The organism is Aeromicrobium sp. 50.2.37, from assembly GCF_024655735.1.
GTDB lineage: Bacteria > Actinomycetota > Actinomycetes > Propionibacteriales > Nocardioidaceae > Aeromicrobium.
The window spans coordinates 92,769-106,347 of sequence record NZ_JANLGG010000005.1 but is presented as its reverse complement, the minus strand read 5'-3'; the positions used below and the strand labels follow the sequence as shown (position 1 = coordinate 106,347).

At 69.4% G+C, this 13,579-nt stretch carries 17 protein-coding genes and 1 pseudogene; 9 read left to right on the top strand and 9 right to left on the bottom strand.

Annotated elements, in window-relative coordinates; translation table 11 throughout:
* Positions 1-63: 63 nt before the first annotated feature.
* The 9 genes from bla to NUV38_RS04360 form a co-directional block, all read right to left on the bottom strand.
* Complete coding sequence (bla, locus tag NUV38_RS04400; RefSeq protein WP_257727942.1) at positions 64-990, bottom strand: class A beta-lactamase; 927 nt, start codon at positions 988-990, stop codon at positions 64-66.
* Between the two features lie 120 nt (positions 991-1,110).
* Positions 1,111-1,521 (bottom strand): pilus assembly protein TadG-related protein, encoded by a 411-nt coding sequence (locus NUV38_RS04395; protein ID WP_257727941.1) that lies wholly within the window; start codon positions 1,519-1,521, stop codon positions 1,111-1,113.
* Positions 1,518-1,940 (bottom strand): hypothetical protein, encoded by a 423-nt coding sequence (locus NUV38_RS04390; protein ID WP_056552297.1) that lies wholly within the window; start codon positions 1,938-1,940, stop codon positions 1,518-1,520. The genes NUV38_RS04395 and NUV38_RS04390 overlap by 4 nt, the downstream gene beginning before the upstream one ends.
* Positions 1,937-2,290 carry a TadE/TadG family type IV pilus assembly protein gene (locus tag NUV38_RS04385; protein WP_257727972.1) on the bottom strand — a complete coding sequence of 118 codons (354 nt, stop codon included), beginning with the start codon at positions 2,288-2,290 and terminating at the stop codon, positions 1,937-1,939. The genes NUV38_RS04390 and NUV38_RS04385 overlap by 4 nt, the downstream gene beginning before the upstream one ends.
* 50 nt (positions 2,291-2,340) lie before the next feature.
* A complete protein-coding gene (locus tag NUV38_RS04380) occupies positions 2,341-2,502 on the bottom strand; it encodes a DUF5302 domain-containing protein (protein WP_156364647.1) in 162 nt (53 codons plus the stop codon).
* A 112-nt stretch (positions 2,503-2,614) separates the two neighbouring features.
* The gene (locus NUV38_RS04375; protein ID WP_257727940.1) at positions 2,615-2,797 is read right to left on the bottom strand and encodes a hypothetical protein; all 183 of its coding nucleotides are present in this window, start codon (positions 2,795-2,797) and stop codon (positions 2,615-2,617) included.
* Positions 2,798-2,806: 9 nt separating this feature from the next.
* A complete protein-coding gene (locus NUV38_RS04370) occupies positions 2,807-3,715 on the bottom strand; it encodes a type II secretion system F family protein (RefSeq protein ID WP_257727939.1) in 909 nt (302 codons plus the stop codon).
* Positions 3,712-4,563 carry a type II secretion system F family protein gene (locus tag NUV38_RS04365; protein ID WP_257727938.1) on the bottom strand — a complete coding sequence of 284 codons (852 nt, stop codon included), beginning with the start codon at positions 4,561-4,563 and terminating at the stop codon, positions 3,712-3,714. Before NUV38_RS04365 ends, NUV38_RS04370 begins: the two co-directional genes overlap by 4 nt.
* The gene (locus NUV38_RS04360) at positions 4,551-5,801 is read right to left on the bottom strand and encodes a CpaF family protein (protein ID WP_257727937.1); all 1,251 of its coding nucleotides are present in this window, start codon (positions 5,799-5,801) and stop codon (positions 4,551-4,553) included. The genes NUV38_RS04365 and NUV38_RS04360 overlap by 13 nt, the downstream gene beginning before the upstream one ends.
* A gap of 262 nt (positions 5,802-6,063) precedes the next feature.
* Here NUV38_RS04360 and NUV38_RS04355 point away from each other — a divergent pair, with 262 nt between their 5' ends.
* The 9 genes and pseudogenes from NUV38_RS04355 (at position 6,064) to NUV38_RS04320 (ending at position 13,563) form a co-directional block, all read left to right on the top strand.
* Positions 6,064-6,609 carry an SMI1/KNR4 family protein gene (locus tag NUV38_RS04355; RefSeq protein ID WP_257727936.1) on the top strand — a complete coding sequence of 182 codons (546 nt, stop codon included), beginning with the start codon at positions 6,064-6,066 and terminating at the stop codon, positions 6,607-6,609.
* A 36-nt stretch (positions 6,610-6,645) separates the two neighbouring features.
* The gene (locus NUV38_RS04350; protein ID WP_257727935.1) at positions 6,646-7,176 is read left to right on the top strand and encodes an SMI1/KNR4 family protein; all 531 of its coding nucleotides are present in this window, start codon (positions 6,646-6,648) and stop codon (positions 7,174-7,176) included.
* 191 nt (positions 7,177-7,367) lie between these two features.
* On the top strand, positions 7,368-7,901 hold the full coding sequence (locus NUV38_RS04345) for an SMI1/KNR4 family protein (RefSeq protein WP_257727934.1): 534 nt from the start codon (positions 7,368-7,370) through the stop codon (positions 7,899-7,901).
* An 836-nt stretch (positions 7,902-8,737) separates the two neighbouring features.
* Positions 8,738-10,495, top strand: a complete 1,758-nt coding sequence (locus tag NUV38_RS04340) for a hypothetical protein (RefSeq protein WP_257727933.1) — start codon at positions 8,738-8,740, stop codon at positions 10,493-10,495.
* A complete protein-coding gene (locus tag NUV38_RS04335; protein WP_257727932.1) occupies positions 10,492-11,079 on the top strand; it encodes a hypothetical protein in 588 nt (195 codons plus the stop codon). Before NUV38_RS04340 ends, NUV38_RS04335 begins: the two co-directional genes overlap by 4 nt.
* 122 nt (positions 11,080-11,201) lie before the next feature.
* Positions 11,202-11,309 (top strand): annotated as a pseudogene (locus NUV38_RS17140) (HNH endonuclease); the annotation flags it as partial.
* A gap of 10 nt (positions 11,310-11,319) precedes the next feature.
* Positions 11,320-11,868: an SMI1/KNR4 family protein gene (locus NUV38_RS04330; RefSeq protein ID WP_257727931.1), complete on the top strand. Its 549-nt coding sequence runs from the start codon at positions 11,320-11,322 to the stop codon at positions 11,866-11,868.
* A 345-nt stretch (positions 11,869-12,213) separates the two neighbouring features.
* Positions 12,214-12,669, top strand: a complete 456-nt coding sequence (locus tag NUV38_RS04325) for a hypothetical protein (RefSeq protein WP_257727930.1) — start codon at positions 12,214-12,216, stop codon at positions 12,667-12,669.
* A gap of 171 nt (positions 12,670-12,840) precedes the next feature.
* The gene (locus NUV38_RS04320) at positions 12,841-13,563 is read left to right on the top strand and encodes a response regulator transcription factor (RefSeq protein ID WP_257727929.1); all 723 of its coding nucleotides are present in this window, start codon (positions 12,841-12,843) and stop codon (positions 13,561-13,563) included.
* Positions 13,564-13,579 lie beyond the last annotated feature (16 nt).

Below are 13,579 nucleotides of genomic sequence, written 5' to 3'. Positions count from 1 at the left end.
ATTTTTTTAAAACAGACACCCCCACCCGGAGCGGGTGGGGCGCCGTCGTGGGTCGAGGTCCGGTCAGTCGGCCTCGGGGTCGAACCCGGCCACGGCCACACGGGTGGCGTCGGCGATGAGGTCGTTGTCGTACTCGGCGTCCTGCTCGGCCTTGGAGGACATGATGACGAGCACGATCGGGTCGCCGTCGGCCCGGCGCAGCACGGCGATGTCGTTGCGCGTGCCGTAGGCGGCTGCCCCGGTCTTGTCGGCGACCTCCCAGTTGTCGGGGACCCCGGCACGGATGAGGTCGTCGCCGGTGGTGTTGCGCACCATCAGGTCGGTGAGCATGGCGCGCGCGTACCCGTTGTTCACGGCGTCGCCGTCGGCCGGGAGCAGCGTGAACGCGCGCAGCGTGGTGGCCAGCGCCTCCGGCGTGGAGGTGTCGCGGTCGTCACCGGGGATGGCCTCGTTCAGCTCGGGCTCGATGCGCGACACGATCGTCGTCTCGTCACCGATCTCGCGCAGCACGCCCTGCAGCTCCTCGGGTCCTCCGAGCAGGTCGAACAGCAGGTTGCCGGCGGTGTTGTCGCTGTAGCGCACGGCGGCGTCGGCGAGCTCGCGGACCGTCAGGTCGGTCTCGCCCTCCTCGACGGCCTTCTCGAGCTCGGGCGAGTTCTCGACGAGGTCCTCCTCGCCCAGCTCGACCGTCTGGTCCAGCACGGAGCGCGGCTTCTCGTGCAGCAGTGCCCCAACGGCGAGCGCCTTGATGGTCGACGCATAGGCGAACCGCTCGTCGGCCCGGTGCTCGACGACCTGGCCGGTGCCGGTGTCGATGGCGTACACGCCGAGACGCGCGTCGTACTCCTCCTCCAGGTCGGCGAAGTCGGCCGAGAAGGTGGGCGACGCGCTCGCCGTCGGCTCCTCGCCGCCGTCCGGGGTGTCGTCCCCGCCGGTGCACCCGGCGAGCACGAGGGCGGCGGCGATCACGGGCAGCAGCAGACGACGCATGCCCCTATTCGACCAGATCGCCCCGAACGCCCCACCGCGGCCCGCACCCGTTTCGGACGGTCGAGGGGCGGTTCTGCCCGCCGCCACGACCCGAAGGTGTCCACAACGGCCCCACTCGGGTCACGGTCGTCGCAGCTGCGACGACGCCTCCGCCGAGACGCGCGTGCGGTCGGGCCAGCCGGGTGGGGTGAAGGGCAGCTCGACGTCACGCTCGAGCCGGACGCTCACCGTGTCACCCCGGACCGCGACGTCGACGCCGGCGACGTCCTCGCCCGCGAGGTAGCCGGCCACCAGCTGACGCGACGCCGCAGGATCGAGCTCGATGGACCGATCGGCGTAGAAGGCGCCCTCGTCGAGGCCGTCGGCCGCGGCCAGCGCAGCCCCGTCGGTCAGGTGGGCGAGCTCCTGACGCTGCAGGTACGCCGACGACGCGTTCACCACGACCGCGAGGAGCAGTCCGATCACCACGAGGAAGCCGATCGTCATGACCGTCACGCTGCCCCGCTCGCCGCGCTCCGCCCGGCGCGTCATCGGCCCTCCCGGAAGGAGCCGAACGGCTCGGTGTGGTCGGAGTCGACGGCGATGCCACCGATGCGCTCCCCCAGCGCCGACGGGGTGAGCGGCAGCGGCTGGACCGTGCGCACCGACACCCGGACCGAGGAGCCGGGCTGCAGACACGCGTCCGGCGTCGGGAGGCAGGTCACCACGACGTCGGCGTCGACGCGTTGGTCGGCGAGCGCCACCGCCGCAGCCCTGCGCGCACGATCGGCAGCCGTGGCCGTGTCGGGCGCCTGCACGTAGGCACGGGCCGCGGCCTTGCTGGCGGAGGAGACCCCGTAGGCGGCGCGCTGGGCGTCGAAGACCGCGATCATCACGTAGACGAACGGCACGAGCAGGAGCACCGTCAGCCAGACGAACTCCACCGGGGCCGAGCCGCGCTCGCACCTCACGGCTCCTCCTGCAGGAGCGCGCGACCGCGGACGTCGAGTGAGACGCTCGGCCCGAGGACCCCCAGCGCCGGCACCTCGGCCCGCACGCGCACGACGAGCGCCGGGGCGCCGTCGACGGACGTCTGCGACGCCGTGACCGACCTCGCGAACCGCTCCGACAGGCTGCCCGAGATCATCCGACGCGTCCGCGCCACCGCCTCACCGCTCGAGGCACCGAGAGGCGCACCGGCTCGTGCGCCGTCGGACGCGGCGGCGGTAAGGGTGTTGCGGACGTGCAGCACGAGGCCCAGCTGCATGATCCCGAGCACGAGTGGGACGAGCACCACCATGACGAGCACATAGTCGACGATGGCCGACCCGCGCTCCTGGCGTGCCCGACGCGCGCGTCGGGGCCGGCGCGTCAGACGCTCTTGCGGCGGAACTCCGGCTGGGCGATCGGCTTGTCGGCACCGTGCGACTTCTCGCTGCCGTCGTGCTCGGCGGTCTGGGCCGACGCGTGGTGCTTGCCGGCCTTCTTCTCGAGGGCCTCGCGCATCTTGGCCTTCAGGTCGTCGTTCGCCACGGTGCCTCCTAGGGTTCCGGCCACCGTACCCCCACAGCACCCCGATCGGCGGCCACGACGGTGGCCGCATGCGCGAGCTCGCTGTCGCGAGAGGCTCGATCCGCACCGGACCTCAACGCACCGAGTTCAGCGCGTCCCTGAGCATCGAGCTCAGCTCCGGGCCGGCGATCGCCGCCAGCAGCGCGACGAGTCCGGCGGACATGACGGTGATCATGACCCACCCGGGCACGTCACCCCGCTCGTCGTGCGGGGGGTGCTGCAACCGTTCGAGCACTCTTCTGTTCAGTCGTGACATGACACTCCTTCAGCTGGAGAGGCGGAGGCCGACGAGGCCCGGGTAGAAGGCGAAGACGACGGTGACGGGCAGCACGAGGAACACGACGGGGACCATCATCAGGATCTCCTTGCGGCCGCCGGCCTCCATCAGGTCGCGGCGGGCGGTCTCGCGCACGTCGGCAGCCTGGGCGTGCAGCACGTCGACGAGTGGAGTGCCGCGGTCGACCGCGACGGCGAGCCCCTCGGCGAACCGGGCGATGCTCGCGACGCCCGTCCGGGCCGCGAGGGCGTCGAAGGCCGCGGGGACGGTCCGCCCGGTCCGCACGTCGGCCAGGACGGTGCCGAGCTCGTCGGCCAGACCACCACGCAGGACCTGGAGCACCCGCTCGAGCCCGGCAACGGGGCTCTCCCCCGCGGCGACCGCCAGGGCGAGGAGGTCGGCCACGACGGGGAACTCCTCGGCCAGCCGGACCTCGTGACGCTTCACCTGCGACGACAGGTAGGTGTCTCGCCCGAGGACACCTGCGACGAAGCCGGTGACGCACACGACCATCAGGACCAGCGGCGACCCGCCGTAGGTGGTCCACACGACGGTGCAGATCACCGACGCCACACCGAACCCGAGAGCACCCCAGACGAGCTGCTGGATGCGGAACTCCTCGACGCCGTAGGGCGACCCGAGGCGGGTCAGTCGTCGTTCGACGCTCGAGGCGCCACCGGTGATCCGGCCGACCACGTCACCGACCGAGCGCAGGAGCGGTCCGTAGACGGCACCGACGGTGCTGGTCGAGCGGGCCGACGTCGGCAGGACGTCGCCGAGGTACGGGTCGATCCGCATCATCGGGGTGGGGTGACGGACGCGCCGCCACGAGGTGAGCACCAGCAGCAGCCCGCTCGCGAGGACGGCACCGAGGATCGCTCCGACGGCGGGGCTCATGCGAGGACCCGCCGCTCCTGCGGAAGTCGACCGATCCACAGCATCAGCCGGAAGGCGACCACGCACACGACCGCACCCACGGTCAGGACCACGGCCCCCGTGGCGGTGGCGTACCTGGCGACCACGTCCGGCTGCAGGCTGAGCGCCGCGAGGACCACCCACGGCGCACCGACGGCCAGACGTGCGGCGTTGACGGTCCAGGACTGGCGCGCCTCGATCTCACCTCGGGTCCGGGCCTCCTCGCGCAGGAATCCGGAGAGGGCGCGAAGCATGCGCCCCAGGTCTCCGCCGCCGACGTCGCGGGCCAGTCGCAGCGCCTCGACCACACGATCGCCGGTCGGGTCGGCGAGGCGCACCTTCAGGCGGTCGAGCGCCGCGTCGAACCGTCCGGTGGACTGGTAGTCGCGCCCGAACCGCACGAAGGGCTCCCGCAGTCCCTCCGGACCCCGCTCCCCCAGCTGCACCACGGCCTCGGGGAGCGAGAGTCCGGCGCGCACCGCGGAGGCGAGGTTGTCGACGGCGTCGGGCCACAGGTCGGCGTGCTCCCGTGCACGCCGGCGTGCGCGCCCCCGCAGCGTCGCGACGGGGAGCAGAGCCGCCAGCGCCCCGAAGACGAGACCGACGACCAGCACCCGCGACACGACGGTCATCACCAGACCGGCCACGAGGAACGACCCGCCGCACAGCCCGAACAAGCCGGCCGGTGTCACCTCGGAGAGTCCGGCGGCGTCGAGCAGCTCGCGGAGCGAGCGGGTCGACCGTCCCCGACGTCGCGGGTGCGGGTCGGCCAGCGCCCACAGCACGAGCACGAGGCCCAGCCCCAGCACCAGTCCGATCAGCGCGCCCATCCGGAGTCCTCCTCGGGCACCAGGACGTCGTCGAGCTCGATGCCGACCCGCTCGAACGCGTCGCGCCGAGCCGGTCGGCCATGGCCGCGCCTCAGCGCTCCTCCTTCGCGCGTGAAGACCGTCTCGGACTCGATGAGACCGTTCTCGACCCTCCCGGTGACCGCTGCGACCTCCTGCACGGCTCGCCTGCCCGCGTGGTCGATGGAGGTGTGGACGACGAGGTCGACGGAGGTCGCGACGGTCGGCACCACGAAGTCGCTCGTGATGTTCGCCCCGGCGAGCAGCGGGAGCGTGCAGAGCTTGGTGAGCGCCTGGCGGGCCGAGCTCGCGTGCACGCTGGCCATCCCGGGGAGACCGGCGTTGAGGGCGAGCAGCATGTCGAGACACTCGGCGGAGCGGACCTCGCCCACGACGATGCGACTCGGGCGCATGCGCAGCGCCTCCTTGACCAGCATGCGCAGGTCGACCTCGCCGGTCCCCTCGAGACCGGCCTGGCGCGACTGGAGCGCGACCCAGTCGGGGTGGCGGCCGCACTGCAGCTCGAAGACCTCCTCGACCGTGAGCAGGCGTTGTGACCCAGGGATCGCGGCGGCCAGGCAGTTCAACAGGGTCGTCTTCCCGGCCTGGGTCCCCCCGGACACGACGACGTTCAACCCGGCCACGACGCTCGCTCGCAGGAACCGTGCGGCCGTGGCGTCGATGGTCCCGAGGGTCACGAGGTCGTCCAGAGAGTGGGCCCGCGCGACGAACTTGCGGATGTTGACTGCGCTGAACCCGTGCGAGATGCCCTCCAGGACCACGTGCAGGCGGTGACCTCCCGGGAGCATCGCGTCGACGAACGGCTGCGACACGTCGAGCCTGCGGCCAGACGACGACAGCATCCGCTCGACCAGCTCGCGCACCTGCGCCGCCGTGAGGATCACCGACGTCAGCTCGTGCTTGCCGTCGCGCGCGACGAACACCCGGTCCGGCTCGTTGATCCACACCTCCTCGACCGTCGGGTCGTCGAGGAACGGCTGCAACGGCCCGAACCCGGCCACGTCGGCGACGATGCCGCCCACGATCCGGTCGGGTTCGTCGAGGGAGCGCACCGCACCCGTCAGCGACCGCTTCTCGTGCTCGGCCACCACGTCGATCGCGAGCTGGCGCACCGCGTCGGCCTCGACCTGGGGATCGATGCGACGGCGGCGCACCTGCTCGCGGACCTCGTCCGCGAGCGTCGTCTGAACTGGATCCACCTCGACCCTTCCCCCGAAAAGCCCTGCAGTGCAGGAGAGTCTCCCAAAGAAGCCCCCATCCGTGAAGGCCCCCGTACGCAGGGTGTGGACGGACATCCGGACTCACGTCGGCGGACGTCGGTCACGCACCCCGCCTCGCCGAATCAGGTGCGATCCTGGTGCCTCGACGTCATGGGGGATGAATGAGCACGGAGACCACCGCCCGACTGGAAGCGCCAGCGGCTTCGCTCAGCGCTGCGAAGTGGTGGGAGCGTGAGCCGTGATGACCGAGTTCGAGACGACGGGGCCAACGATCACGGCCGCCGACGTAGATGACTTCGAGGCGGCGATCGGTACGCCGCTTCCAGCCGACTACAAGCAGTTCTTGCTCACCGTGAACGGCGGGATCCCGACCGACTCGGACGTGAACGAGCCCACCCAGCGGGTTGTGGGGATCGTGGGGTTCTTCAGCCTCGCCGTCCCCTCAGGTGATCTCTCGATGCAGGAGGCACTCCGTACGTGGAGAAACCGGTACCCAGGATGGATGCTGCCGGTCGCGCTCTGCCAGGGAAGCTGCCTACTGCTGCTCACCCTCAACAGTGACTACGAGGGTGAGGTCGTCTACTGGGATCACGACGCCGAATCAGAGGACGACGAACCACCGACCATCGACAACCTCAGCCACGTCGCCGATTCATTCACCGAGCTGCTCGACTCTCTCTACACGTGGGATGCGATGAACGACCCGGAGGTGCAACGCATGATGGGTGGCAGCGGCGGCGATGCCTGGATTGACCCAGACTTCTCACCCGGGCCACGTAGGGACTGACCCGACGACCCGCTCACGTGACACGGATGGAGTGCAGTGACCACGATCCGAAAGCCAGGACCAACCATCAAAGTCGGGGTCATCTCTGCGCTCGCGACGAAGGTCGGGGTACTCCCGAACGACTACCGGAGTTTTCTCCTCATGACCAACGGCGGTGTCCCTGAGGAGCGACGAATCCCCGAACCGTCCGACATCGGCATCGGCGTGAGCGGGTTCTTCTCCCTGGGTGACGCGACCTCCGGCGATCTGTCGATGACCAGGGCGCTCGAGACCTGGGCTGGTCGTTACCCCGACGGGTACGTGCCGATTGCCAGGTGCGAGGGCAGCAACCTGTTGCTCATGGCCACTGGCGACGAGCACGCTGGGCGAGTCGTCTACTGGGACCACGACGGCGAGGCCGACGACGGCGAGCCCGCGCGCACCGACAATCTCACGCCCGTCGCCGACTCCTTCCAGGCACTGATCGAAGCCTTGACCGACGATGCGATCGACGACGCCGAGGTGCAGCGCCTGCTCGAAGGCTCCACCGGGTGGGTCGACCCGGACTTCAAGCCCACCTTCGACTGAGCTCGTCCAAGCCCGCTGGTGGCGCTTCCCGGGACGCTGACCCGGCCGAGCACGCGGAACATGCCCCCACCGGTGTGGTGCCCCTGAGACGCCTCGCCGGGCCTCGTAGTCTCGGGCAGCCGGCGCCCAGGGTCTCCACGAGACAGTCCGCCACACTGGTGACGTCGCAGTGACCCGACAGGAGTGGCGAGATGGAGTTCACCAAGGTCGGCCCGCCCGTGAGCGAGACAGACGTCGCGTCCTTCGAGGAGCAGATCGGTGCATCCCTCCCCGCCGACTACCGGGCCTTCGTCCTGACGACCAACGGCGGCGTCCCGAGCCCGAACATGGTCGACGACCCTGTTCGAGAGCTCGTCGGAATCGAAGGCTTCTTCAGTCTCGGGCCAGTTCACGGTGAACTCTCCATGGTCGACGCGCTCGCGACCTGGGACGGGCGTTACCCCGAGGGGACGCTCCCGATTGCACTGTGCGGCGGCAGCAACCTCCTCCTGCTCACCCTCAGGGGACAGACCACACATCCCGTCTACTACTGGGAACACGACGGAGAAGCCGACGAAGGCGAACCGGCTCGAACTGACAACCTCACCCAGCTGGCAGAGTCGTTCACCGACCTCATCAGGTCCCTCCACGACGAGGACCCGATCGACCACCCCGACGTTCAGCGGATGATGGGCGGCGACGTATGGGTCGATCCCAACTTCAACCCCGGTCCCCGGAAGCACTGAAGCTCACTCCACTCGGGCACGCCGCATTGTCTTCGCAGTCGGGTGGCTGCGGTCACTGGAACGCATGACGTTGACGGCCTCCTTCCCCCTCGAGGCCTGCGGCAGCCGCGCCTTCACCACACCCGGCGAACAACAGCGGTAGTCGTCACGAAGCGGATGCGCGAACCTTCACGCGGCCGGCAGGCGCACTCCCGCCGGACCAGGTGCGATCCTGGTGCCTCGACGTCATCGGGGGATGAATGAGCACGGAGACCACCGGCGGGCTGGAGACACCAGCCGCTTCGCCATGGGCCCCGGAGTGGTGGGAGCTGTTGCGTGAGCGACGCACCACGTGGGCCGAGCGGCACACGGCGTTGCTGAAGCGGCTGCTGATCGCCCGCCTCGCTCTCTTGGCGGTCGCGCTCGTATGGCTGATCGTGGCGTGGCTGTTCGTCGACGCGGTCAAACCAGCACTCCTGTCGGTCTGGTTCGGTGCCGTGTGGATCTGCGTGCTGTGGTTCCTGCTGCTGCGAACCAAGACCCTGACCTTCGCGGGCTACCTGCGCTTGTTCGTGCTGTGCGTCGTCTGGTCGATCGTCATCGGAGTCGTCCTGCGCAGCGCTGCGATCGACGCATCACCGCTGGCGCAGGAGGGCGGCTTCGCCGCTCGGATCGCTCTCGCCTCGGTCGGCGAGGAAGCGCTCAAGCTCTTCCCGCTCCTGGCGATCGTGCTCGTGGCACCGGGTCGGGTCCGACGCTTCGCCGTCGCGGACTGGGCACTCCTGGGACTGGCCTCCGGTGCCGGATTCCTGGCCGCCGAGGAGATCCTGCGACGACTCAACGTCTACGCACCGCAGGTGAGCATCTTCGGCGAGCGCTACAACCTCGACGGCGCCGTCCAGTTCGGGCTCCTCGGGCTCGACGACTCCGGCGTCACCCGGCTCACCTGGTGGCCCGGCCACCACGTCGTGACCATGCTCGTCGCACTCTCCGTCGGCCTGGGCATCGCTCTCTGGCGCGCCTCCCGGGGTCGCGACCTGCTGTGGCGGGCCGCCGCCGGCACCGGTGCGGCCGTGCTCGTGACCGGAGTCTTCTGGTCAGCCGTGACCACGCACGCCTACTACAACCTCGGCACCGGGACGAGCCCGAACATCCTGCCCGCACCTCTACGCTGGTGGCACGCGGTGACCCCGGACGAGTTCGGTGCCACGTGGATGCTCGTCCTGGCCGTCCTTGTCATCCTCCTCGTGGACGGGACGCGGCTCCGCCGATGGGGCGGCTGGCAGGTTCCGGTGGAAGCCCCGGCGTGGGCCGCGCACCTCGACGCCCGGCTCGCCGACACAACGCCTCCCCAGGGCACCCGTCCCGTCCTCACCTGGGGCTGGGTGGGAGCAACCGATGCAGCGCGGTCGCTGCTGTTCGTGGTCGCCGACACCGTCCGCGGCATCGGACTCTTTCTTGCCGCCGGCGCGCGCCAGGAAGGTGAGCCGTGGTGGGCCGGCCCACGCCGTGCCCAAGCCTCGGTCGTCATGAACCGACAGAGTCGGGAGCTTGCTTTCCATCTCGACGCTCCACCACCCGCATCCTGGCTGACCCGCGGCCTCGCCGTCGCCGCCGCTGTCGTGCTGCTGTGGCTGACGTTCAGCGTCGCCCCCGACTGGGTGCGTCATCTCGACGGCACCTCCTGGGCGGAACGAATGGACGAGTCGTGGCTCGCCCAGCTGTTCGACGGCCTGGACCGATGGTGGAACGACCTATCCGGCTTCGAGAAGGCCCTCGGGATCGGCGCTATCGTCGTCCTCTCCGGCGGGGCGCTCGCCATCGCCGGAGCAGGGGCCGGAGGCGTGCTCCTTGGTTCCGCAGCCTGGGGATCTGGCGCGTTCTCGGTCGTCGACAACGCCGACGAGGTGGCTGCCTTCACGCGCGATCCCGTCGGTGCGGTCCGCGAGTACTGGGCCAATGCCACCCCGGGTTCGCTTCTCATCGACGCGAGCACTTTCGCATTCACGGCATGGGCCCCATCGAGGCTTGCAGCCCCCGTGCGGGGCAAGATCGACGACTTCGCACGCAACCGCCACGCCTGGGCGGAGACGAAACTCCGCGAGATGCGGCATTACCCCAACATTCCCAAGGACCTGTGGGATGGGATCGTGTGGCACCGGAAGGTTCAGAACCCCCTCGTTCGAGGCGAAGCCGTCCCAGGGTTCGCGCCCCGCGCGGCCTGGACCAAGGAACTCCACGTCCAGGGTGCAGGGCCCGGACGCCACAACCGCGTCGACATCTACGGCCACCCCGATGACGACATGGTTGGTGAGATCGTCTCGCTCAAACGCACCCAGTACACCGACGACCCAGCCGGAATCAGGCGAGCCGCCCACGACCTCGACGAACTCGTGACGAAGTATCACCCGGAGACCAAGATCTCGACCGTGCCGTCGACACCCGACGCGCTCGTCGGCGAAAGTCTCCAAGGCAAGATGGTGCTCGGCGTTCCGAAGCAGAAGAACGGGATTCCCGATGCCGTCCTCCGACTGGCCGAGGCCCGGCGGATCGAGATCCGGGAGATCGACGCCAAACTCCCATGGAACATGCGACCCGGAAAGGCCACCCGATGACCAACGGCTACTACTGGACCTGGGGCAACCAGTACAACGACATGACCAACGGGATGGTCTACCCCTGCGACGTGGACGAAGCCCGCCTCATCGACCAGGCAGAGGAGCCCTACTGCGCCGTTCTACGGCTGCCCGGCGGGATGCCACGAGCCGCGGTGATGATCTCCCGACGCGGCAACTTCGGAAGAACTGATTTCTTCGACGGCCACCGACGGGAGCCCTACCTCCAGTACACCTTCAACGGCGACCTGCCTGACATGCAGGCCGACCTCTTCCACCAGCTCACGTGGGCCCGCACGTGGAACCGCAAGGGCGACCTCACCCACGGCGCACGCTTCAAGTTCTGGACCGATCGACGGGTCACCGCGAGCGAGACCGACGTGCGCAAACAGACCAAGACCAGCAGCGAAGGCGAACTCACCCCCGAACGGCTCACCCACCACTGGGAACCCTTTCCCACCTTCGGCGACTTCGCCTCCATCCTCCGCGAAGAACGCAGCAAGCCCGTCGATCAACAGGCCAAGGACTCCGTCACCCGCCTCCTCGTTCCCATCGAGACCACAGGTCCCGACCCGCGCGACTGAAGCGTCGGACCATCAACACCTCACCCGGAGAGCGCGCTGCGCCCTCAACACCTGCGTGGTTGCGGTCGCCCCCGCAGGTGACGGCAACGGCTCGTGCCCTTGTCTAGGTCCCTGATGAACTCGTCGGGCCTCACGTAGAGGACCGCAGGACCATGCAGCTCGTGCCCGAAGATGTACACAGAGCCGTCCGCCACACTGACGGGTTCGCCCTCAGCAATCTGCCCCCGTGAGGACACACAGATGACGATCGAATTCACCCGCACCGGCCCACCACTCGCTGAGGTCCGCTTGGCCGAGGTCGCTGGCTCCGCTCTACCGACCGACTACCGGCGGTTCATGCTCGCCCAGAACGGCGGGGTCCTCGGTGAGATCGCGCACCTGCCCGACGACGACTCGGGAGCAAGCGTCCGCGCATTCCTCAGCATCGACGCCGATGACGACAGCTACGACCTCGCCGACACTCTGCGTACCTACGACGGCCGCTACCCCCAGGGCCTTCTCCCCATCGCTTTCGACGCCTCCAGCAACCTGATTCTGCTGGACATCGGCTACCAGCAATCGGGCTCGGTGTGGTTCTGGGACCACGACGGCGAAGCCGACGAGAACGAACCCCCGCGCACCGACAACATCGTCAAAATCGCCGACACCTTCACAGGCTTCCTCCGCGGCCTCACCACAGGGTTCACCCCGGAGGAAGAGGCTCTCATCGCTGAGATGGTCGCCGGTGGCACGGCACGGAAGGGCCCGTACGTGCCGCCCGGCGGGTTCACCTTCGGCGGAACAACATAGACCAGGTCGAGCCCCCGCCTCACGCCGCACCGACAGTCCGCTTCGCGGGCGCCACGCTGGCGGGGTTCCTGTCATGAAGCTGCCGACGTGAGGACGTAGTCAGTTCATCAGCTCTCGCACAGACCGATTCCTGAGGCGCGGCCTGTCCGAGCCATCGGAGTAGACCTACCCACGACCCACCGACCGCCTCGAAGTCCAAGAGGTCCTTCCAAGGACTAGCGGCGAAAGACCCGGGTCGCCTATCCTGTGTGGTGTCGGCCACGCCGAAATGGTCCCGAAGAACTAGGGACCATCGCCTCGTGACCTGACAGCATCTTCATGGGAGTGGGGAGAAGTGGTTTCATCATGACGATCACACATGTGGCCGAGCGCCCGTCGAGCGACGACGCGTTCTCGCGTCACGCCTGCGTGCTCGAGCTGGTCGTCGGCGCCGCGCTCATCCCCGCGCGAGACGGACTGAGCCCCGTGCTCGAGCTCGTCGCCACCGCGGCCCGCGAGGACGCCCTCACCCCCGAGACCGCCTTCGACCTGGGTCAGCAGCTGCGGCTGATCACGGGAGACGAGCCGACCGACGACGACCTCGAGGGCCACCTGCTGCTGCGCGCCCTGCTGTCGGAGCTCATCGAGTACGCGAGCCTCGTCGAGGGCGTGCACGTCGACGACCTCGAGCCGCTCGTCGACCACCTCATCGCCGTCGGCGACCTGGCCGAGGCCCGCCGCACCATGCACCTCGCCGAGATCGCACGCGCTCGTGTGCGGGTCCTCGAGGCTCCCGTGGCCGCCGACCTCGGCGCCGCCTGAGAGCAGCACGGAACCACCAGCACCCTCCGCCCGCACCAGGACGGAGGGTGCTCTCCGTCTCGGCACGTAGCACTCGCCTCGCGAACCCGGCCTCACCGGCGGCTCAGTGCTCACAGGAACGTCACAGGTGACTCACGGACAGCCGACGGACAGCCCCTCCACACTGGAGGCATGAACGCCTCCCTCACGCGCGTCGACGGCAGCCGGCTGCGGGTCCTCGTGGTCGACGACGAGCCCAACATCGCCGAGCTGCTCATGATGGCGCTGCGCTACGAGGGCTGGGAGGTGCGCACCGCCGGCACGGGCCGCACGGCGGTGAACGCCGCCCGCGAGTTCGGACCCGACGTGGTCGTCCTCGACTGGATGCTCCCCGACTTCGACGGCCTCGAGGTGCTGCGACGCATCCGCCAGCGCGACGAGCACGTGCCCGTCCTCTTCCTCACCGCGCGCGACGCCGTGGAGGACCGCGTGGCCGGGCTGACCGCCGGCGGCGACGACTACGTGACCAAGCCGTTCAGCCTCGAGGAGGTCGTGGCCCGCGTGCGCGCGCTCGTGCGGCGCACCGGAGCCCGGGAGGCCCGTGCCGAGCACGTGGTGGTCGTCGGCGACCTGGTCCTCGACGAGGACAGCCGCGACGTGACCCGGGCCGGCACCGCGATCGAGCTCACCGCGACCGAGTTCGAGCTGCTGCGCTTCCTCATGCGCAACCCGCGCCGCGTGCTCAGCAAGGCGCAGATCCTCGACCGCGTGTGGAACTACGACTTCGGCGGGCAGGCCAACGTCGTCGAGCTCTACATCTCCTACCTGCGCAAGAAGATCGACGCCGGTCGTGAGCCCATGATCCACACCAAGCGCGGGGCCGGGTACGTGCTCAAGCCGGTCGAGCCCGCGTGAGCGAGAGCGCGCGAGC